General features: G+C 36.6%; 28 protein-coding genes, 1 pseudogene and 1 other annotated feature. Of the genes and pseudogenes, 18 read left to right on the top strand and 11 right to left on the bottom strand.

What is annotated here, in order from left to right:
* Positions 1-16: 16 nt before the first annotated feature.
* From ACQKN3_RS05880 to ACQKN3_RS05825, 12 genes and pseudogenes are all read left to right on the top strand, one after another.
* Positions 17-460, top strand: a complete 444-nt coding sequence (locus tag ACQKN3_RS05880) for an NUDIX hydrolase (RefSeq protein WP_427710098.1) — start codon at positions 17-19, stop codon at positions 458-460.
* A 91-nt stretch (positions 461-551) separates the two neighbouring features.
* Positions 552-684, top strand: a pseudogene (locus tag ACQKN3_RS05875) (GNAT family N-acetyltransferase); the annotation flags it as partial.
* Positions 635-991, top strand: a complete 357-nt coding sequence (locus tag ACQKN3_RS05870; protein ID WP_427710096.1) for a hypothetical protein — start codon at positions 635-637, stop codon at positions 989-991. The pseudogene ACQKN3_RS05875 and the gene ACQKN3_RS05870, both read left to right, overlap by 50 nt.
* Positions 992-1,050: 59 nt before the next feature.
* A complete protein-coding gene (locus ACQKN3_RS05865; RefSeq protein WP_427710094.1) occupies positions 1,051-1,506 on the top strand; it encodes a GNAT family N-acetyltransferase in 456 nt (151 codons plus the stop codon).
* 43 nt (positions 1,507-1,549) lie between these two features.
* Positions 1,550-1,837, top strand: coding sequence for a hypothetical protein (locus tag ACQKN3_RS05860; protein WP_427710090.1), 288 nt, complete (start codon positions 1,550-1,552; stop codon positions 1,835-1,837).
* 156 nt (positions 1,838-1,993) lie between these two features.
* Positions 1,994-2,515 (top strand): AAA family ATPase, encoded by a 522-nt coding sequence (locus ACQKN3_RS05855; protein ID WP_427711610.1) that lies wholly within the window; start codon positions 1,994-1,996, stop codon positions 2,513-2,515.
* Between the two features lie 44 nt (positions 2,516-2,559).
* The gene (locus ACQKN3_RS05850) at positions 2,560-3,354 is read left to right on the top strand and encodes a phosphotransferase family protein (protein ID WP_427710088.1); all 795 of its coding nucleotides are present in this window, start codon (positions 2,560-2,562) and stop codon (positions 3,352-3,354) included.
* A 163-nt stretch (positions 3,355-3,517) separates the two neighbouring features.
* Positions 3,518-3,781, top strand: coding sequence for a CPCC family cysteine-rich protein (locus tag ACQKN3_RS05845; RefSeq protein WP_427710086.1), 264 nt, complete (start codon positions 3,518-3,520; stop codon positions 3,779-3,781).
* A 358-nt stretch (positions 3,782-4,139) separates the two neighbouring features.
* Positions 4,140-5,450: a tetratricopeptide repeat protein gene (locus tag ACQKN3_RS05840; RefSeq protein ID WP_427710084.1), complete on the top strand. Its 1,311-nt coding sequence runs from the start codon at positions 4,140-4,142 to the stop codon at positions 5,448-5,450.
* A gap of 133 nt (positions 5,451-5,583) precedes the next feature.
* Positions 5,584-5,820: a hypothetical protein gene (locus ACQKN3_RS05835; protein WP_427710082.1), complete on the top strand. Its 237-nt coding sequence runs from the start codon at positions 5,584-5,586 to the stop codon at positions 5,818-5,820.
* Between the two features lie 101 nt (positions 5,821-5,921).
* On the top strand, positions 5,922-6,503 hold the full coding sequence (locus tag ACQKN3_RS05830; RefSeq protein WP_427710080.1) for a hypothetical protein: 582 nt from the start codon (positions 5,922-5,924) through the stop codon (positions 6,501-6,503).
* 141 nt (positions 6,504-6,644) lie between these two features.
* Entirely contained in the window at positions 6,645-6,860 is a 216-nt protein-coding gene (locus ACQKN3_RS05825) for a hypothetical protein (protein WP_427710078.1), read from the top strand.
* A gap of 71 nt (positions 6,861-6,931) precedes the next feature.
* On the opposite strand, the gene ACQKN3_RS05820 is transcribed toward ACQKN3_RS05825, so the two are convergent.
* Positions 6,932-7,171 (bottom strand): hypothetical protein, encoded by a 240-nt coding sequence (locus ACQKN3_RS05820; RefSeq protein ID WP_251688132.1) that lies wholly within the window; start codon positions 7,169-7,171, stop codon positions 6,932-6,934.
* 146 nt (positions 7,172-7,317) lie between these two features.
* Here ACQKN3_RS05820 and ACQKN3_RS05815 point away from each other — a divergent pair, with 146 nt between their 5' ends.
* The gene (locus ACQKN3_RS05815; protein WP_427710076.1) at positions 7,318-7,608 is read left to right on the top strand and encodes a hypothetical protein; all 291 of its coding nucleotides are present in this window, start codon (positions 7,318-7,320) and stop codon (positions 7,606-7,608) included.
* Positions 7,609-7,684: 76 nt separating this feature from the next.
* Here ACQKN3_RS05815 and ACQKN3_RS05810 read toward each other — a convergent pair whose 3' ends face one another.
* Positions 7,685-7,894 (bottom strand): hypothetical protein, encoded by a 210-nt coding sequence (locus ACQKN3_RS05810; RefSeq protein ID WP_427710074.1) that lies wholly within the window; start codon positions 7,892-7,894, stop codon positions 7,685-7,687.
* 53 nt (positions 7,895-7,947) lie between these two features.
* Positions 7,948-8,439 carry a GNAT family N-acetyltransferase gene (locus ACQKN3_RS05805; RefSeq protein WP_251688126.1) on the bottom strand — a complete coding sequence of 164 codons (492 nt, stop codon included), beginning with the start codon at positions 8,437-8,439 and terminating at the stop codon, positions 7,948-7,950.
* A 275-nt stretch (positions 8,440-8,714) separates the two neighbouring features.
* On the opposite strand from ACQKN3_RS05805, the gene ACQKN3_RS05800 reads away from it, so the two are divergent.
* A complete protein-coding gene (locus ACQKN3_RS05800) occupies positions 8,715-9,140 on the top strand; it encodes a cytidine deaminase (protein ID WP_427710071.1) in 426 nt (141 codons plus the stop codon).
* A gap of 634 nt (positions 9,141-9,774) precedes the next feature.
* Here the strand turns inward: ACQKN3_RS05800 and sspO are convergent.
* The gene (sspO, locus tag ACQKN3_RS05795) at positions 9,775-9,924 is read right to left on the bottom strand and encodes a small acid-soluble spore protein O (protein WP_251688123.1); all 150 of its coding nucleotides are present in this window, start codon (positions 9,922-9,924) and stop codon (positions 9,775-9,777) included.
* A gap of 267 nt (positions 9,925-10,191) precedes the next feature.
* Between sspO and ACQKN3_RS05790 the strand changes: the two genes are divergently transcribed.
* Both ACQKN3_RS05790 and ACQKN3_RS05785 read left to right on the top strand, forming a co-directional pair.
* A complete protein-coding gene (locus tag ACQKN3_RS05790) occupies positions 10,192-10,698 on the top strand; it encodes an RNA polymerase sigma factor (RefSeq protein WP_427710069.1) in 507 nt (168 codons plus the stop codon).
* Positions 10,691-11,629 (top strand): anti sigma factor C-terminal domain-containing protein, encoded by a 939-nt coding sequence (locus ACQKN3_RS05785; protein ID WP_427710067.1) that lies wholly within the window; start codon positions 10,691-10,693, stop codon positions 11,627-11,629. The genes ACQKN3_RS05790 and ACQKN3_RS05785 overlap by 8 nt, the downstream gene beginning before the upstream one ends.
* A 154-nt stretch (positions 11,630-11,783) precedes the next feature.
* Here ACQKN3_RS05785 and ACQKN3_RS05780 read toward each other — a convergent pair whose 3' ends face one another.
* A complete protein-coding gene (locus tag ACQKN3_RS05780) occupies positions 11,784-12,584 on the bottom strand; it encodes a class I SAM-dependent methyltransferase (RefSeq protein ID WP_427710065.1) in 801 nt (266 codons plus the stop codon).
* A 357-nt stretch (positions 12,585-12,941) separates the two neighbouring features.
* Between ACQKN3_RS05780 and guaC the strand changes: the two genes are divergently transcribed.
* Positions 12,942-13,922 carry a GMP reductase gene (gene guaC / locus ACQKN3_RS05775; protein ID WP_353056568.1) on the top strand — a complete coding sequence of 327 codons (981 nt, stop codon included), beginning with the start codon at positions 12,942-12,944 and terminating at the stop codon, positions 13,920-13,922.
* 131 nt (positions 13,923-14,053) lie between these two features.
* Positions 14,054-14,287 (top strand) — a binding site (T-box leader).
* A 78-nt stretch (positions 14,288-14,365) separates the two neighbouring features.
* A complete protein-coding gene (locus ACQKN3_RS05770) occupies positions 14,366-15,955 on the top strand; it encodes a 2-isopropylmalate synthase (RefSeq protein WP_251688106.1) in 1,590 nt (529 codons plus the stop codon).
* A gap of 184 nt (positions 15,956-16,139) precedes the next feature.
* Here the strand turns inward: ACQKN3_RS05770 and ACQKN3_RS05765 are convergent, their stop codons facing one another.
* The 6 genes from ACQKN3_RS05765 to ACQKN3_RS05740 form a co-directional block, all read right to left on the bottom strand.
* Positions 16,140-17,135 (bottom strand): LLM class flavin-dependent oxidoreductase, encoded by a 996-nt coding sequence (locus ACQKN3_RS05765; RefSeq protein WP_251688105.1) that lies wholly within the window; start codon positions 17,133-17,135, stop codon positions 16,140-16,142.
* 61 nt (positions 17,136-17,196) lie between these two features.
* The gene (locus tag ACQKN3_RS05760; RefSeq protein WP_427710062.1) at positions 17,197-17,769 is read right to left on the bottom strand and encodes a YdcF family protein; all 573 of its coding nucleotides are present in this window, start codon (positions 17,767-17,769) and stop codon (positions 17,197-17,199) included.
* A 64-nt stretch (positions 17,770-17,833) separates the two neighbouring features.
* Positions 17,834-18,805 carry a TDT family transporter gene (locus ACQKN3_RS05755; protein WP_427710060.1) on the bottom strand — a complete coding sequence of 324 codons (972 nt, stop codon included), beginning with the start codon at positions 18,803-18,805 and terminating at the stop codon, positions 17,834-17,836.
* Between the two features lie 83 nt (positions 18,806-18,888).
* Positions 18,889-19,203, bottom strand: a complete 315-nt coding sequence (locus ACQKN3_RS05750; protein WP_251688102.1) for a DMT family transporter — start codon at positions 19,201-19,203, stop codon at positions 18,889-18,891.
* Positions 19,203-19,541 carry a DMT family transporter gene (locus tag ACQKN3_RS05745; RefSeq protein ID WP_427710058.1) on the bottom strand — a complete coding sequence of 113 codons (339 nt, stop codon included), beginning with the start codon at positions 19,539-19,541 and terminating at the stop codon, positions 19,203-19,205. Before ACQKN3_RS05745 ends, ACQKN3_RS05750 begins: the two co-directional genes overlap by 1 nt.
* Before the next feature lie 5 nt (positions 19,542-19,546).
* Positions 19,547-20,113, bottom strand: coding sequence for a TetR/AcrR family transcriptional regulator (locus tag ACQKN3_RS05740; protein ID WP_427710056.1), 567 nt, complete (start codon positions 20,111-20,113; stop codon positions 19,547-19,549).
* Between the last annotated feature and the right edge of the window lie 42 nt (positions 20,114-20,155).

The raw sequence follows: 20,155 nt of genomic DNA, 5'->3' as shown, positions 1-20,155 counted from the left end.
TCAAGAGGAGAATATCATGAGCTATATTGAATCACTTAGAAGTATTATTGGAACAGCACCAATTATTGCTCCCGGATCAGCGATAATTGTGATGAATAACGATAATGAGTTATTACTACAATTGCGTTCCGACACTAAAGATTGGGGAATTCCAGGAGGCGGTATGGAATTGGGCGATAGTTTTGAAGAGACAGCTAAAAAAGAGTTGTATGAAGAAACAGGACTTATTACAAATCACTTAGAAATTTTAGGAGTAGCTTCTGGTAAGGAGTTTTATTATAAATTTCCTCATGGGGATGAGATATACAATGCCACTGTTATCTTTAAAGCTATGGATATAAGTGGAAACTTGAAAAAAGATGAAGAAAGTTTAGAGCTGGCATATTTTCCATTAGATTCTTTACCCGTTTTAAATTATACTACCCAAAAGATTTTAGAAAAGATTGAACTCATAAAGTAGTAGAGTAGGTTTGTATTCCTTTCCGTGGAATAATCCGTGTAAATCTGGATTTTTGCAGTGTTTAAGACTCGTGAACAATCGTGAACCATTCACATTATATACTTTTGAAGTAAATGAAAACGCACAACGATTTTACAAAAAGAACGGCTTAAGTCATATCTAGAGGGCACGAAAATGAAGAAAATTTGCCTGATGTTCTTTATGAATGGATTTCCAATAAATAATTTAATGATAAGAAAATGGAGTGATAGTTTGTTGAGAGTAATTTTTTCAGTTGTATCCGCATTTCTTTGTTTTTTAACAATTTCATTATTTAATGAAATGCCTTTTCGTTTGGGAGAAAAGATTTTTAACTTAATAGTTGCTCCTAATTTATACTTACCATTTGGATTAGGTGTTTTAGGATTTTTATTTGCTATGTTCGGTGTGAAAGGGTATATAAGGCTTACATTACTAGGATTAAATATAGTTGGTTTGGTTGGCTATCTTGTGATATTTCTAATGGCAACAGTGGGTTTTCAAGAGCCATAGTATTTTTTACTTATCATCTAAACAGTATGTAATAGCTAACAATGGAAGGGGCAGCGCATTTGTATCAATATTTTAATGGTTTCGTCATTAGAGAAGGCACTGAAGGGATACCTGCGGAGTTTGTTGAATCCTTGTTTAAAGACGCCGGATGGGCAAAAAATATTCCATCATGGCAAAAAGAAAAATACTCACTAATTTTTAAAAATTCAACTTGGGCATTTACTGTCTGGGATAATGAGAGAATGATTGCGATGGTGAGGGTGATATCTGATCAAATCATGGCAGCGAATATTATGGATTTAGTCGTTTTAACAGAATATAGAGGCAAAGGGATAGGAAAAAAACTTGTTGAGTTATGTATTCAAAAGCTTCCGCATGGAGACTGGTTTGCGCACACTTCAGCAAATAATTTCAAATTTTATGAGAGCTGTGGAATGGAATTAAAAGATTTATCTACCCATGGGACGTGTGTCTATTATGGTTATATCCAAGCAAGGAAAGATGGACACCGTTAAACAATAGCCATATTTGTGAAAAATCTTTGGAAGAGGCGGTTTCATGCGAAATGTTATATGGATAAATGGCAGCCATAAAGATGATACCCGTGTTTTTGATTCGGATTTTGAAGTGGAAGAATGGGCGAGAGCATTATATCCGGATTTCGTTGCGTATTTAAGTGAACAAACAAATGTAGGTTATGCAACACCTGACGAGAAAGTAATTAACTATTTAGCATTCCATTTTCCTCAATGGGCCGATTATATTAATTTAAAAGTCGGCGTTTGTACAGCGGAAATAGAAAGAAACGGTCAAATCATTTATAAAATTTGGACGGTGAAATTATAATATCGTGCGCAATTCTTGAAAAGGAATTGTGTTTTTTCTTAATATGGCGATAATTTAATTTCGGACAAGATACCATTTGAAACCAAAATACAAGAACCATAGGATAGTCTTTTAGAAGGATAATTGGACAACAAGGGAGTTGATGTGTTGATTATAATGGTAAATGGAGCATTTGGTGTAGGTAAAACTACAATTGCAAATAGGCTCTTAAACGAAATTGAAAATAGTATGATTTATGACCCAGAAGAAATAGGTTATATGTTAAGAAATGTTATTCCCATTGATATCAAAAGAACAGAATCCACTAGAGGCGATTTTCAAGATCTGGATTTATGGAGAGAGTTAACAGTTGATATGGCAAAGAAGTTAATTTCTAAATATGAAATCAATCTAATCGTACCAATGACAATCAGAAAAATTGAATACTTTCAATACATATACAACGGATTTAAAAGTATTGATGAACAAACCTATCATTTTTGTTTGAATGCAAGTAAAGAGACCATTTACGAAAGGTTAAGACTACGTGGGGAGGAAGAAGGTAACTGGTGTTTTCAACAAACCGATAAATGCTTAGAAGCCTACAAACGATACGATTTTGGAGAATATATAGAAACTGAAAGAAATAGTATCGACGAAATTATTCAAGATCTAAAAGGAAAGCTAATATATCTTTAAATCAAAATATATCGATTATCAACTACTGGAGGAGGTGTACTCAATTGCTGCCATTTAATGTTGAAGAGATCCCAAGTGAAATATACATGTTTCTTAATAAGGTTAATTCAATGAGCTTTCCACGACAAGGTTATACTTCCAATGTTGGGTTAATTGAAAATGGTCAAGGGATTTATGCACTCAAGAGAACTAAGGGAGAGTTAAACTGTGCTTTGCTAAAACGAGAAGTATCGGTAATTAACTGTTTGACTCAAAAAACAAAATTACCTGTTCCAAAGGTGGAAAACTTCGTTGAACAAGTATATGTAAAGGAATCTTGGGCTCTTATTGAGTTTTTAGAAGGGGAAACTGTACGATCCGCTTTATATAAAGAAAAAAGTAAGGCGAAACGGCAGGAAATAATATATAACTTTGGTAAACTCTTGTGGCAAATTCATTCAACACCTTGTCCTGCTGAACTAATAGGTGAACTTCCTTGGATCGATGAAAGGTTATGCCAGGCAGAATTTAATTTGAGAAATTATCAAGTGGACGGAACTGAGGAATTATTAGAAAGAATCAAATCTATTAAACTGAAAGAATATAATCAAACACTCATACATTGGGATTTTACAATTGATAATGTTTTAGTCAACAACGGCAAAATTACAGGCGTAATAGACTGGGGTGGTGGTGCATTCGGCGATCCAAGATATGACGTATCATTAGCTATACGCCCTAAACCCAATGCCTTTCAGGATGAAACAGATAAACAAATCTTCTTTGAAGGGTATGGGGACAAAATCATTGATGATAATGAGTACGATTATTTTGTAAATGGTTTATATGAGTTTTTTTAATTATGCTGTGTTTAATAAAAATTACGAATGGTTCTATTTGGGAGGGGTATTGAGAAATTTGTAAGAGAAGTGGATATATATGTTAGGATAACAATAATATGATTTTAAGAATAAACTGGAACTTAACAGAAAACTGAAGGTTAAATAAATGTGAGGTGATATTATGAAATATACTTGTCCTTGTTGTGGCTATAAAACGTTAGATGAAGAACCTCGGGGAACTTATAATATATGCAGTATCTGTTTTTGGGAAGATGACGGAGTTCAATATGATGACCCAGATTATGAGGGTGGTGCAAACACGTCATCTTTACGAAAAGCACAGAAAAATTACCTGTTATTTGGAGCCTGTGAAGAAGGGTGTAAGGAATTTGTTAGAGAACCAAATGATAAAGATGCAAAAGATTATAACTGGAAACCATTATAGGTCAAACCACTTTCTAATAGAAAGATATTGATAAATTATATAATGCAGCAAATTATTTAGTGTGAAATAAATGCAATAATAATCAATTACTGCTTTTTTCCACCTAAACCTATTTATATAGAAGGTACCCGCTAGACCAATTACTGAGCCATATACTGTATATAGTAAAGTTTTCGTTTTTTTGGTTTCTAAATTTAGTTCAGCTCTTAGAAAAGTTATATCATGGGAAAAATATACATAATCAAAAGATATTAGGACAGCTTGTTTAACTTTTATCAATCATCATTTCTACTTCTATCGTTTTATAACACGGTGAACTTAAAGAATATGAATCTAAAGAGAAAGGTGGGGAGAATACATGATATTTCAATTTCGGTTGGGAGATGAGCATTTAAAACAAGATCAGAGGGCATTTGACAATGATAATATTGAAGGAGATTTACAAATTTACGTAGATGGACAACTGTATTTGACTGAAACCTGTGTAAATATGGTGGAGCTGGCGAATCAGTTGGGTAAATGGCTACAATCGATGACTAGTGGTAACCTATGTGAATTTAAGTATGAATGCAATAATCGTGACGAACCGCTTTTACGTTTTTTGGTACAAGAAAACGGGATTATGATACAGGCACACCTTGAAAGCTATGAGCAACCAATTTTATCTGTTGAAACGGTGGAAAATGCAGTTATTCGGTTTTTAGTAGCGTTAAATGTAGAGCTTCATCAAACCTTTCATTGGGAAAAGCTAGACCAATCTTTAACAGGTCTCATTTCGGAAAATACGAGAGCGATTATGCTGTTAGAGCAAAATGACTATGATGAATCCTATACGCTATTTAAAAAGCTGGCTAGAGAAACACCGTCTGTTCAAAGTCTTAATAATTTGGCATGGTTTATGCTGCGTGAGGAAGAGAACCGAAATGAAGCAAGGACATTATTAGAGCAAACGTTGGTCTTTAACCCGAAGTCTTCCTTTCCGTATATGCTGCTCGGTGAAATTGCATTACATAACAAAAAATATAATGAAGCAAAGCATTATTTATTGCAGGCACTCAGCTTCAGCGAGACGGAGGAAGTGACCTATAATTTAGCAATGGCGCATTTTCAGCTCGGTGAATATAAGCAAGCAGCGAAAGTCTTTTCTCGCTGTGATGGTGATTCAGGAATTACACAATTACACGAGGTCGTTTCTTGGCTGTATGCAGGTCATGTTGATAAGGCAAAGGCACTTTTAGCCAATTGGAATGATGAAGCGGATGATTACACAGGTGCTATGGAAATTGCAGATGTTTACGTAGAGCTTGGTTGTTACAATGAAGCACGAGTACAGTTTGAAAAAGAATGGAACAGCTATTACACTTCACCTTATTGCGTCAGTCGCTATGCGTATACCCTGTGGCAATTAGAGGACTACGATGCTTGTCGGGCAGTCGTTCAACAAGCTATTCAACAGAAAAAAGAAGAACGAATCGATGAACAACAAAGGGAGCTAGATGAGCATTGGACAGCGCAGGATCGTGACGAGTGTGTAATTGAATTAATCGAACAGCAACAAACCATCGAAACGCTATGGCCACCCTTTGAATATGATATGTACCCTAATGGCGGCTGTCAGCTATTTGGCTGCATGCAGCATGGCCATCCTGAATATGAAGAGGTGACGTGATGGACGTCGAATTAATTAGGCACTGAATGAATCACATTAGCGCTTTCCAGAAGAAATACATCAGGCGGCAATAGAGTCCGAGATGCTTAAAATTTAAGCTATACGACTGGCTAGCAACCAGTAGTGATTAAATATGTTAGTTGAAGTGGATAGGTATGATCAGCAAGTGCTGTTATCTGGACCAAGCTATACATTAGAGCAGTTAAACAGATTTTATAGACAAGCAAAAAAGCAGGCAACCTCCAGCATAGAAATTACGCAGTTTTTGTGTTCATATTTTCAATTTAGCCGAATTCCGTATGATGCAACGATTCGGGTGGCATTTGTGATTGATACCGATACAGGGAGGATTTATTCACCGACATATTAAATAATGAGGGATAAGGAGAGTTGAGTTGGTAAAAGGAAATACAGTACTGAAGCAATTCATCCGTGAAAATTGACTTACTTAATAAAAGAAGGTGTTTAAACGTGTTTACAAACGAACAGTTGAAAGCAATGATTCGTCAGGAAATCATTAGCGAGCAATATCCGTATTCGGAGCAAGATGACCAGGTACTCAAAAATTATTTGAAGGCGGTTCTTGCTGAGCTAGCACAAATGAACATTCGCTATAAAGTAGAGCCCGACCATTTCGGCAGCGGCTATGCTTCGTACATACAGTGGTTTGTTTATGAGGATTCAGGAGTGCAAATAGAAGAAGACCGCTTTACACGTACGGAAAACATAACGGGGCTCCATGTACTCATTAGCCGATTGGCACCCGTCATTGGGATTGGTGATGCGAACCAAACAAGCTCGTTTATCCTGAAAACAGGCGCGTATTCAAACGGAGGTCAGTCTGTTATTTGTGAACCAAAAGATCTTTCGGTTGATTCAACACGGCAACAGCTTGCCAATCAACTAGAGCGTCTATTTATGAAGTATCAATTTACGATTTTACGAAAAGAGGATTTGGAATCACCGTTACCGTTTAATGCCGACATCCCAACCATTTGGCGTAAAAAACGTGATTATTTAGTTTGGGATGCGGTGTTTTATTGGGAGGATTAGATGAAAAATTAGCTATCTGTTTTGGTTAACGAACCAAAATGTCTGTAAAACAAAGGGAATTGTTTGTATTGTAAATATATTGAAACTATTAAGTATTGTAATCGTATATTAGGTACAGGATTATTTAGGGAGGTGTTGAAAATGGTGGGGGTATTTTTATCGATCATTATTATATATGGAGTTTTAATATGGACCTATTTCAACCCAGAGGAAAGTTTGTTATGGGGAAAACGCGGGATGTTCAAAGAAGAACCTCAATTAACTGAGAGTGTAATTCGCAACACAAAATTGAAAGCCTTAATCAGTATTATTGTAATAACGTTAATCATTATTATTTTTATATTTACTCAATTTTAAATAAGTAGAAAACAGCAATTAGGAGTCATGCTTGAAAAATTGATGCTCATTTATTCAATGATAATAACAACTTAAAGAATTATCTTTTCTCCAATATTTTTTAGATCCCTTTTTAAGTTAAAAATAATAAGTATTTTATGAGACCTTTCTGTGACTCGACCAAAATCCACCACTTGCTGGATTTCCACTATGTCATTTGTATAAACTTTTTGTGAATCTCTAACTTCAATAATTTTCTCGCCTATATTAGTAGTATCCCAATTCAAAATGTTTAGTTCTACTGCATCTTGATAAGAAGTTTTTTGACTCAAGTCTTCATCTCCTGTAATTTTTAAAAATTATAACATATCCCATCAATTAAATGGAATAAAAAGGATTTTATCTGGATTGTGGAACCAAATTATTACAATTCATGTCTATATTAGAAATGGAAGAAAAAAGGTCTGGAGGCAATATGATGTGGATATTGATAGGTGTTATTGCAATAGGGGCAACTTTTATAAACTTGTTTATGTACATAACCGGTAAAGATTACAAACTTGCGATGGCAATGGGGTTATCATTTACAGCATTAACACTTTGTGCCGAATATACTCTAATAACGAATTGGGTAGAAGTAAAAGATTGGGCGGCAATTGAAGATGTAGTTCCAAGTATGGAAAAAGCATTATGGTTTTTAACTATTGTTTCTATCTTATTAAATATAACACCGATATTTCTAGAAAAAAAAAGAAATAGCAGCAATTAACGTATCGCAATTGGTACTTTAAAAAACCGTGGAACACTAAGTATTGGATAGCATAAAAAGGCTTTAATTTTTTATGCTATTTTTTCTCACAAATCACCGGAGACCAAAACCCATCTTTCTTTACAACTACTTCTTCTGCTTGATCGAAGTTTTCAAAGCATTTCTCAATAATAAGTTCATTTGCTTGATGATTCTTATAAATTTGGTTAAATGCTATACCGCCAATAGTTAGAATAAAAATACTTCCAACTATACCCATTAACATACTAAGTTTATTATTATTCAATGGCAATATCTCCTTTCTTGTAAATCCACATATATTTTTTCTAACTCACTCATCTATTGAACGAAATACTGATAAAATAATTTATCCACTTGTAATACAGGGAAGCTTTCAGGTAATTCGTTAGGATTTATCCTTGTAAATCCATTCTTTTCGTAAAATCGGTGAGCGGCTAAAAATTGTGGTGTAGTTCCTAGATAGATAACCTCTACTAAATGTTCTTTTGCCCATTCGATTGCACTGTTTAATAAAAGACTTGCAGTTCTAAATTTGGCTCCGCGATAGTTTTTATCAACAAACATCTTCCTTAATGCAACTCGGTTATCACCTATATCCAAAAGACTTATTGTACCTACAACCTTTTCATTATAAATAGCTACCCAGAAGTTACCGTTTCCTGTCTGATAAAATTCTTCTATTTTAAACAAATCGGGTTGATCATTTTTAGTTATCGGAATGTTGTATTCCTGCTGCTGAATATGAAGAATTAAATCTACCACTTGAGCTTGATATTCATTACTATACTGTTTCACAATGGGGTAGTTCATTTTCTGTTTACACCGCCTATAAATATATGTATTTTCTAAATTTTACAATATAATTCAGTATTAGCAACCCTATATTTAGAAACTCTAAAGATATGAAAGTATATTTTGTCGAAATTATTATTTAATATAGACTAAAAGAATAACTTGGAGTTGACGGGAGGACCAAATATGGGGATTGATTTTCATAATGAAAATTCCCGCAATACTTATACAAATCGAAAAGCAGTTAAGTAATTTAGTCGGATGATTAAAGGAATAGAAGGAGCTAGGAATCAATGATAGATAAAGAACTTTATAATGCAGTAAAAGAATTAGTGAATGTGAGATATCCGATTGGTTGGGGTGGTGCAGCAGCGGTTCGTGTTGAAGATGGGACGATTTATACAAGTGTGGCACCAAAAATTATCAATGATGCAACAGCTCTTTGTATGGAAACGGGTGCTATTTTAGAAGCGCACAAATTCAATAAAAAAGTTACACACAGCATTTGCTTAGCAAGGGAAGATGAACATTCACCATTAAAAGTACTTTCACCTTGTGGTATCTGCCAAGAACGCTTATTTTACTGGGGACCTCAAGTACAATGTGCGATTTCAAATGATACAGGAGCAATTATTTTTAAAACTTTAACAGAACTGCAGCCTTACCATTGGACAGATACATATTACGAAGAAATGGACGAACATTGGCAGAAATTATAGTCGCTTAGAATTAAATTTCTATACATAAAATCGAATTTGTTAGAGGTAAGTGGAGATGTTAATCAAACCTGAAAAATTACAGCCGGAAGACCGGATTACTACAGTAAGTCCTTCTTGGGGTGGTGCGGGTGAACCAGGTGCGAATGTTGATTAAACAATATTCGTACCTTTTTGTTGTTTAAATCCGACATTTTGTGGAAGAGTTGATTTTATTTCGGTATATTAAATGCAAGGAAATAAAAAAGATTTTATTTTTGATCTTACCGATTGAATTAATAGAAATATCACATGTTATGGAAGGGAGAATCATATGGGGAGTTTTAATACTTTTAAAGACAAACGTTACTGGATTCTTTTAGTTCCATTCCTAATCATCTTAGTCCTGTACATTTATTTTACTCCTAGTTATATCCTTGAAAAGCCGTATGTTTCAGCACTTTCACTTTTTGTTTTTCCGACATTATTTTGGGCTACATATCATCTTTGGAAATATTTTGGAGATAAAAAGAAAAGAAATGATATGGAAAGTGGTAGCGACTTGTAACTTATGGAGGATGGTCATAGAAAGCTTATGGCGATTTTTTTCGTAGCAACATCAAATAGCCCCCACCTAACTTTAGATGGGGGAAAGCTGTTATTGCCGCTTCTTCGTTTTCTTATTATTAAGTCTCTCGGCAGCTGTCAACGGTTCGTTTGCTAGTTCGTGATCAAGCTCCCTTGATAAATTTTTTCTTATTGCTTGCTCATCACTAGTGCTGCGATTGTTTTTATTGTTAGAACTCATTCTATACACCTCCATGATCGTAGTTTGCCACAGGGTGTCATGAGTATGCATTTTAGTTAAGCCACGCTAACGTCATTTGACTCATTAATTCTACTCCAATTAAGGAAGGCTATTCTTCAACAGAAGAGCAGCTTTTTTTATTTTTATAAGGGGCGTAGGCTAGGTATCAATACATGAAATTCTCATTAGAAAAAATTTTTTATTTTCTTGTAAACTTTTTGATGAAAAGAGACTCTTTAGTAGTGAAGGCTTTAGAAAGGAGTACCTATGGATTCGCATCTTTTGTTGGAAATATACAAAAAGCAAGCAAGGATGATTTATTTTTATTTAAAAAAGAACGGCTGTAGTCATGAAGATGCAGAGGATATTGTTCAAGAAAGCTATACGAAATTCATTGCTTATAGCAGTGGTGTTCCTTCTGATAAAGCACTTTCCTATATTTTTACGATTTCCATGAATGAACTAAAAAAACTGTTAAGGAAACAGGGCAAGGAACATTCCATATCAATTGACAATGAATATTTCTGGAACAATTTTGCTGATGACCAGGATACGGAACTGAGTGTATTATCGATTGAAATGAACCATGAAATCACAGCTGTATTGGATGGTATTCAAGAAATCTTTAAGCAGCTTTTACTATTAAAATATGAGCTGGAACTTAGTTATAAAGAGATTGCTTTGTTACTGGGCATGAAGGAAGAAACGGTAAGGACTTATTTATTTCGAGCAAGAAAAGAATTTCAAAAGAAGTGGAGAGAGCTACATGAATGATTTTCCGGATGATCTTTTTGATGAAAAGAAAGTCAAGAAAGCAGTAAGAAGAGGTAAAATGAAAACAATCATTACGGTAATTATTATTTCTTTCTTGGTATTCGTCGTTTTAAACATAGCTAATTCTGCAATTTTGGCAAACTATAGTGAAAAGGCATTTAAGCAGTGGGATGCTTATGTCCGTCTCAGCACGCCAAACGGTTACATAAGTGAAACCGTAGAGTCCAGAGGTTTATTGGGCGGAGTAAGCAACTATGAAATTTCGAAAGACTTTAAAATCAAATCGGTTGTGATTGAACGAAAACAATATTCATTTGGTCTGTTGCCATCTGTTCTAACATCTAGATACTCAGGTGGGAAAATAGGGTTGAAAGATAAAGATTGGCATTTTGGCTATAAAGAAAATGGTTGGCGAGAAATGATGTTTTTCCATCCGAATGTAACCTATAAAAAATATAAAGATGATGAAGGACATATAGAGCGTATGCAAGGCGATAAAATTTATGAAGTGGCACTTTCCTTTGATCGGCCATACAAACCAGGAGAAATTTTCGTACAGCTTCCCGAAATGACATGGTTTTGGATAGATACTTATAGTAGTGAACAATTAAACGAGTTTCAACAAGAGGCAAAAGAAAATGATGGGTCTTCAACATTTATTAGGGAATATGATACGCTGGGGTTTTCAATAAACAGGCCTTATATTTCAATCCATGATTTAGAAGGAGAATATGACGAATTTCTGGAATTATTGCAAATGAGTATTTCCCCTGATCACCAACAAGCTTTTAACAGGATGAAAGATATCAAGTTAGAGGATGTAGAAATATTGGGAGCAGTTGTTTATGGAACAAAGAAAGAAATTGTAGAAATATTAAAAGAGCCGATGATAAAAGCTTCATCAATAGGAGGAGTCATTGAAAATTATTAGTTGATGTGAACCTGATATTCCAACGGAAAGGTAATAGAATCCTTACTAAAGAAGGGTTTTTTCCGTAAAGGACATTTTGCGGAAAGTAAAAAAAATCCAGTTTTCTTACAAAGGAAAACTGGATTTTTGTTTCGTTTCCAATGGGAACGGTATTTTACAAATCAGCGCACAGGACAAAACTATTTAAGGATAGGGGAGGCTTTGCCTGCTCATTCATTAAATAGGCATAACTATGAATCAATGACTGAATTTTAGTCGGAACCTCCGGGAATTCATTTTGCAAGTAATTACTGTAGTCGACTTCCCAAGACCCGTCCTGCAAATAGCTGGAGTCGACGGTTTGTTCAACATTGATTGAAAAGCCTTCACTATGCATAAGTTCCTTTATTTGCGTTTTATGAAAGAGATTTTGGATATTCCCATCATTTTCTGTAAAAGCTGTATAAAGCAACGCAATATTGGCTGCGCAAAAATGGGCACGCTGGGCATCCATTGTATAATCGATATCCCATTCAGCAAAACAGATTCGATCTGCTACTTGCTTGATTTTTTGCATGTAATTCTTTAAGAGCTCAATACTTTCGAAATACCATGAACAATGGGATAGTATAACGACATCAAATTTCTCGTCGAACGCCATTTGCAAAAAGTCCGTTTCAAAGTGGAAGTCGATTCGCTGTCCTAAAGGCGAGTGTGAAATTGTTTCTGCTGCTTCGCCTAAAGTGATCGGGGCACCATATTCAGTTGAGGCAATATCGATGGCTACAACATGTCCTGTCTCTCCGACCGCATCTGCCAATACGACGGTTGTGTCACCTTGTCCGCATCCGATTTCAAGTACTTTCATACCTTTCTTAACTTGAAAGGTTTTTACAAGCTCAATACGATGTGTTAGTTGTGTGCGTTGGATTGTATCGTCCCCGATGATTTTCATACAGTTTAATAAATGGTCCAATGTTTTCAGCTCCAATAATGTTTGATTATTGAGCCAATTTTTAGCTCAATATTATTTCTGAACGTTCAACAATTTCTCTAACATCAATTCATCGACTCCTTTTCAATAATTCTATTAAAACATTGCGATTAGTCAGTGGACAATAGTTATTTATAAATAAGGCTAAATTTAATTTTTTTAGGGTTTACAATGAAGAATTTTATTGAAAGTCCTTAAAAACCGAACATTTTTATTAAAATTATATAAAATATTCGTTTTATGGTTGACAACGTTTTCATTGTTTTGTAAAGTAACAGATGTCGAATGATTATTATAAAAAACACGAAAAATGTTCGTATTTAGGAGTGTAGTGAAATGATAGATACAGTTTTTGATTATGAAGATATTCAATTAATCCCTGCAAAGTGCATAGTGAAAAGTCGTACAGAATGTGATGCAACAGTAACTTTGGGTAATCATACATTTAAACTTCCGGTAGTTCCGGCAAACATGCAAACAATTATTGATGAGCAATTAGCAGAAAAATTAGCTGCACAAGGCTATTTCTATATTATGCACCGTTTCCAACCTGAAAAGCGTGCGCAGTTTATCCGTGATATGCACAGTAAAGGCTACATCGCATCAATTTCTGTTGGTGTAAAAGATGAAGAGTATACGTTCATCGAAGAGCTGAAGGATGCTCAGCTTGTACCGGACTATATTACGATTGATATCGCACACGGTCATTCAAACCAAGTCATCGAAATGATCGGTCATATTAAAAAGCATTTACCGAACAGTTTTGTTATTGCAGGAAATGTCGGTACTCCTGAAGCAGTACGTGACCTTGAAAATGCAGGTGCTGATGCGACAAAAGTTGGTATTGGTCCAGGTAAAGTGTGTATTACGAAAATTAAAACTGGCTTTGGTACAGGGGGCTGGCAGTTGGCAGCACTTCGCTGGTGTGCAAAAGCTGCTTCAAAACCGATTATCGCGGACGGCGGTATTCGTACACATGGCGACATTGCCAAATCAGTACGTTTCGGTGCATCAATGGTAATGATCGGTTCACTTTTTGCAGGTCATGAAGAATCACCGGGTCAAACCGTGGAAATTGACGGCAAACAAGTGAAAGAATACTTCGGTTCTGCATCGGAATTCCAAAAAGGCGAGCGTAAAAACGTTGAAGGCAAGAAAATGTATGTTGACTCAAAAGGATCGATTTTCGATACGTTAACTGAAATGGAACAAGATCTGCAGTCATCAATTTCATATGCAGGTGGTAAAACATTATCTGCGATTCGTAACGTTGATTATGCAATAGTAAAAAATTCAATTTTCAATGGCGATAAAATTTAACTTATTTTATTGCGCAAAAGAAGTTAGCCCTGGCGGATTTCAACTTCATTATGCTAAATTGAAATTTAAATTTTCTGATAATAAGTGTTGACATTTTATTTCATTGCCGGTAAACTTCATTTCAAGGTAATATCTAGGCAATGATTGGAAGTAGTAAATAGCTTGTATACTTTAAGAGAGCCAGTGGGTGGTGCAAACTGGCAGATACAACTGTTGAACTCGTCCATGAGCTACGACCTGAAATTAGAGTAGGGAAGTCGGAAGTCTCCGTTAAAAGACTGGCAAACTATTTGTCGATAAGTGGAATGTTTCAGCAATGGACATTCAATTTAGAGTGGTACCGCGAGTTTAACCTCGTCTCTATGGAATTTTTCATAGAGGCGAGTTTTTTTATTTTTATTTACTGTTTAAAAATCAATTTGAGAAGAAAAGGGGAAATGAAAATGAGCAGAAAAATTTGGGTTTTTGATACAACATTACGTGATGGTGAGCAAGTGCCTGGGGCTAAACTGAATTTATATGAAAAAGTGGAAATTGCCCAGCAGTTAAAAAAGCTCGGTGTTGATATTATTGAAGCCGGATTCCCAGCGTCTTCACAAGGTGATTTTGATGCAGTAAAAGCTGTGGCGCAAAAGGTCGGCCATAATTCGAATATGATGATTACGGCACTTGCCCGTGCTGTAAAAGATGACATTGATTCTGTTTACAATGCAGTCAAATATGCAAATAATCCGATGATTCATATGGTTCTAGGGACATCCGATATCCATGTGGAGAAAAAGTTCAGTAAATCGAAGGACCAGATTCTGCAAATCGGGGTAGACGCAGTGAAATATGCGAAAACGTTACTGCCGCAAGTACAATATTCAACGGAAGATGCATCCCGCTCTGATTTTGAATACCTTTGGAAAACGATTGAAGCGGTCATGAAAGCCGGAGCAACGATGATTAACGTACCGGATACAGTCGGGTATGCCGAGCCGGAACAGTGGGGCGAGATGATTGCCAAGCTGAACGATCGAATGAAAAACCTGGATGATTCCGTACTGCTTTCAGTTCATTGTCACAACGATTTAGGGATGGCGACTGCCAATACGTTAGCGGCGATCAAAAACGGTGCAGATAAAGTAGAAGTGACGATGAACGGTATTGGCGAACGTGCCGGAAACGCGGCATTAGAAGAAGTGGTTATGGCAATTAAAACACGCGGGGACGTTTACGATGTGTTCACAGATATTAATACAAAGGAAATAATGAATACATCTCGCTTAGTGTCGAGCTTTATGGGACTGGATGTCCAAGTAAACAAAGCGATTACAGGTGACAATGCTTTCGCCCATTCATCAGGTATTCACCAGGATGGCTTACTGAAATCACGTGATGCTTATGAAATCGTTCATCCGGAAGATGTAGGCCTTGATGATATGGAACTTGTCTTAACAGCACGCTCTGGTCGTCATGCAGTAAAAAATGCACTGTCTAAACTGGGCTTTGATGATTTTGCGGAAGAAGAGTTTGAAGGCATTTTTGAAAGCTTCCTAAAGCTGGCCGATTCGAAAAAAGAAGTTTACAATCATGATCTATATGTCATTGTTGAAAACTACTATGAAAAAACAGAAAAGAACAATCCGAATAAAGAATCATACTCTGACCAGTTTTATGATATTGAAGACTTACAGATTATTTCAAACGCTGCTTTCCCGTCTGCCAGCGTAAAAATCCGCCGCGGAGAAGATATTTTCAAATCAAGTGCAGTCGGCTCCGGTCCGATTGACGCCCTTTACTCAGCGATTGCGGATGTTACTGGAATCAAGGTAAAGCTTGTTGAGTACAATATCAGCTCCGTATCACGCGGCCAAGAAGCATTAGGGAAAGTTAAAATCATTATCGAATACGGCGGGGAAAACTATATCGCAAAAGCAGCAGATACTGATATTTTAAAAGCTTCTGCAATGGCTTATATTAATGCAGTAAACAGCGTCATCGTATCAAAAATCGCCCCGCAACCCGTTACGACGACAGCTACAGTGTAACTAAACAGATAGAAGTGAAAAAGATTTAAAAATGAGAGGCAGTTCAAATTTTACGATAAGTAAAGTTTGGACTGCTTTTTTAGCAGCTTTGTCATTATTTTTCTTAGACTGCATTACCAACGGACTATAAAGAAAAGGTAGTGCCACTTGAAATTTCAAACGGCACTACCTTATTAAACTAGTATTATTTATTAAACTGTTCCATTAATAGACGGTAGCTGTTCAGGCGCTGATCAATCGTATATAAATTACAGTTTATCATCGCTTCGTCAAAGCCATAGTATTCCTGTTCTTCTCTAATCTGATTCGCTACTTCCTCAGCAGAGCCGATCAGCATAAGCGGACGGTTTTGCTCCAGAAGCATTTTATCCATCTCAGTAAGCGGGATGTCATTCGCTTCTTCAGGAGAAAGCACGTTTATAATCTTTCCGCGCATTAAGTTAAGACGACTGATCTGCATCGGCATTGATAAGTATTCCGCTTCTTCAGCCGTTTCAGCTACACTGATAGCATAGGTCGTAATAATTTGCGGCTGTTCCATGAAGTACGAAGGCTGGAAACTGTTACGGTATGCATCGAAAATCCCTTTAGACATTTGTCCATTGAAGAACTGGGCAAAGGAATAGCCGACACCCGCTTCACCCGCTTTTTTCGCACTTTGTCCGCTTGATCCAAGCAGCCAGCTTTGCGGAAGCTGTATTTTGAAAGGAGCGGCAACAACATTATCATAAACCGCTTCACCTGTACGCTGTTCATTCATTAATTGTAAAATGACTTCGAGTTTATCATATTGTTCCGTCAGATCAGGTCTGCGTCCACTTGCAAGCGCGGTCATTGCGGGCATATCCCCGCCAGGAGCGCGGCCTGCGCCAAAATCAATGCGTCCCGGTGCCAATGCAGCCAATGTTTTAAAAACTTCTGCCACTTTATACGGGGAGTAGTGCATCATCATAATGCCGCCCGTTCCGACACGGATACGCTCTGTTTTCGCAGCTATATAAGCAGCTGTTACTTCAGGCGCAGAGCTTGCCAGTGTTGTTGTATTGTGATGTTCTGCAAACCAGATTCGTTCATAACCGTGCTCATCACCAAGTTGGGCAAGCTTCACTGCATTAGCTAGTGCATCGGTTGATGTCATGCCTTTGGAAATAGGTACTTGATCTAATATACTAAGTTTCATTGAAATTCACCTCAACTGTTCGTTACAGTTTACGATAACGAATTGAACGGCAAATGTAAAATTATTGGCCTCTCGTATAGGCCTTAATGATTGCAAGACGTTCGCGAATACGTGATTTTGTGTTGATGACTTTTGGAGTAGGGGCTGCGACCACATCTGCCTTTAGACCGAGTTTTCGGGCAAGAATTGTTGCACGTTTCAAGTGGAAATCATTTGAAATAATCGTGATGCTCGTTGTATTTTCGGGCAACAGTTTTTTTGCGAGCAACAAATTTTCATAAGTCGATGTAGACTGATCTTCCAATAAGACCCTATCTTCAGTAATCCCGTGTTCGATTAAATAGTCTGCCATAACCGATGCTTCTGTACGATCTTCATCAGCACCCTGGCCACCTGTAACAATCGCTTTTAAAGTGGGATATTTTTGCAGATAATCCACTGCCGCATCTAAACGGTTTTTTAATGACAGGGAAGGGATGCCACCTGGTTTTACTTTTGCGCCTAAAATGACAACATATTCATTTGAACCGTCTGCCTCATTTTTTAACGCTGCTTTCATTTCATAGTCAAGCCAGTAGAAAATTAACACGAGTATAATTAGAATAAATAATAGTGCGAAAATAATTCTTTTCAAAAAAATCCCCCCTTTATGTAGTATACGATGCATAAAGGGGGAATGTTTCGCTATTGCGGAACAATTATGAAATGGCTTCTTTTTCTTCTCGGATGACTCTGCGCTGTTGTCGTACTTGTACGGATAAGTAGTTGATATAGCGGATAAAGACGTAAAATACAATTATTGCAGAGAATGTTAATTGAAAATAAAAATACGTTTCCAGCCAGCTTGTCGACATCCCATTTTGCTCGAAATAATGAATGACACCATAAGTGGCAGTCGCAGAAATAACTAATGGGAATGTAAAGGCAGCATAGCTTGGATAAAAAGGCAGCTGTAATGCACTCGGCAATTTCGAGAGTACTAAAAGATACAATATTTGCGCGACAATGAATAATGTCAAAACAATACCGAATTGACTTTCAAACTGCTGGAAATAAGCAGCTAAACTGATCGAAGCGGGTGCGGTTAAAATCGTAAGCATCGGAATCGTAGGCTCCGGCAAATCTTTTCTAATAAATACACGGAAAATAAGAATCGGTACTAACACAATAAAAGCGCATATCGCAAAAATAACAATCGCTTTTGTGAATAGGCCTGAAAGATCACTCGCTGTTAAAGGCAGAACCGCAGTTCCGACAAACATAATAAGCCAGCTTGGATAAATATCCGAAATCGTAATCCGTTTTTTCCAAATAAATGTTCGAATAAAATAAAAGATAATAAAAATTTGAGTCGTTGCAGCAAGAATCCAGATCATATGTATAACGAATTCACTTATACCGTAATAGTGCAAACCACTACTTATCGATAAAGTCCCCATCGTAAAAGTGGGAGATACTGACGCAATAATCGGATTTTGCATTTCTGCAAGGATACTGGAAAACGCAAAAATCAGTTTTCCAATGATTAATAGAAATAAAAAGATTCCTATAAAAAAACAGACATGACCGAAAGCGGCTTTGTCCATACTTAAAAATAAATTTCCCAATGAAACCAGTCCGAGCATTAGCCCGCTGATTGGAATTGGGACGACTTGAAATAAATTTCTCACGATGGCCTCCAAAATATAACAACAATGTGCACAAACTATGAAAATATACATGAAATGTACACATTGTTTCTACTAAATCCATTCTACTGCGTAATTTTTAATCCGACAACCGCAATAATAATAAACGAAATAAATAGAATTCTCTTCCAGTCTTTGGATTCGTTATAGATAAACATCCCTACAAGGGTGCCGCCGACTGTACCAATTCCTGTCCATACAGCATAAGCAACTCCCATAGGCAATTCCTTCATTGCCATTGAAAGGAGTGAGAAACTGAAAATAAAGGAACCGATTAGAAATGAATAGGAGCCGAGTGACTTTTTCTGGGCAACTTTATTCATTCCGATGACACCACCGACTTCAAAAAGTCCGGCAAAAATTAAATAAACCCAAGCCATTATGCATCCCTCGTTTCTTCCGGTTCATTTGAAATGAGTTTCAACCCAATAACACCGATTAATAATAATCCGATAAAGCCTATTTTCGTTAAGCTAAAGGGCTCGTTGAAAATGACCGTTTCCGCTATGACTGTACCGGCCGTACCAATTCCCGTAAACACCGCGTAAACGGTAGCGACCGGCAGTTTCTCTGTTGCGATGATTAAAATATAAAATGATACAACGATCAATGCGGCAACGCCGACCCATAGCCACACTGTATTTGCGTATTTCAGTCCCATTGCCCAAATAATTTCAATGATGCCTGCCAATAAGACGAGTATCCAGTATTTTGTCATGATGTCTACACCTCAGCTCTTATTCCTCTGTAAAATATTGTCCATCCAGCCTGCAAACGCTTTTCACAACGTTCACTGCCACCATATAGCATTTCGACATAAAGGCTATCAAGCAATGCCAAAAACCCAATTGCTGCTTCATTTGCAGAAACGGACAATTTTTTTTCTTTTAAATAATCCGTGAACAGCCTTTCTAATTCGTCTAAGTAGATGTAGGTTTGTTCACTTAATAGCTGCTCCAAATGCTGTGGCATTAAGAAAATCGAACGCATGAAAAATTTAGTTTCCGCAATGGATTCAAAGCGTTGTGGAAAAGACTGCAGAAATGGCAGCAATACTTTTTCGACAGAAAGTTGTTGATGCTTTTCAATAAATTCTTTTGCAAATAACAGTTCAGCTTCCATTGCCTGTTTCGAAATTGATAAATAGAGCGCATCTTTACTTTTAAAATACGTATAGATCGATTGTTTCCGTATTCCCACTTCTTCTGCAATCTGGGCCAGTGATCCGCCACTGTATCCGTGTTCGCTGAAATTAAGCAGAGCGGCTTGTATTATTTTCTCTTTAGTCACAATATCACCTTCCTGACGTTCGTAAGGTAAGGGTAACAAAAA

The organism is Solibacillus sp. NPDC093137 (assembly GCF_050280445.1).
In the GTDB taxonomy this organism is placed as follows: Bacteria; Bacillota; Bacilli; order Bacillales_A; family Planococcaceae; genus Solibacillus; species Solibacillus isronensis_B.
Note: the sequence above shows the minus strand (reverse complement) of the source record. Positions and strands in the feature narration are given on the sequence as shown.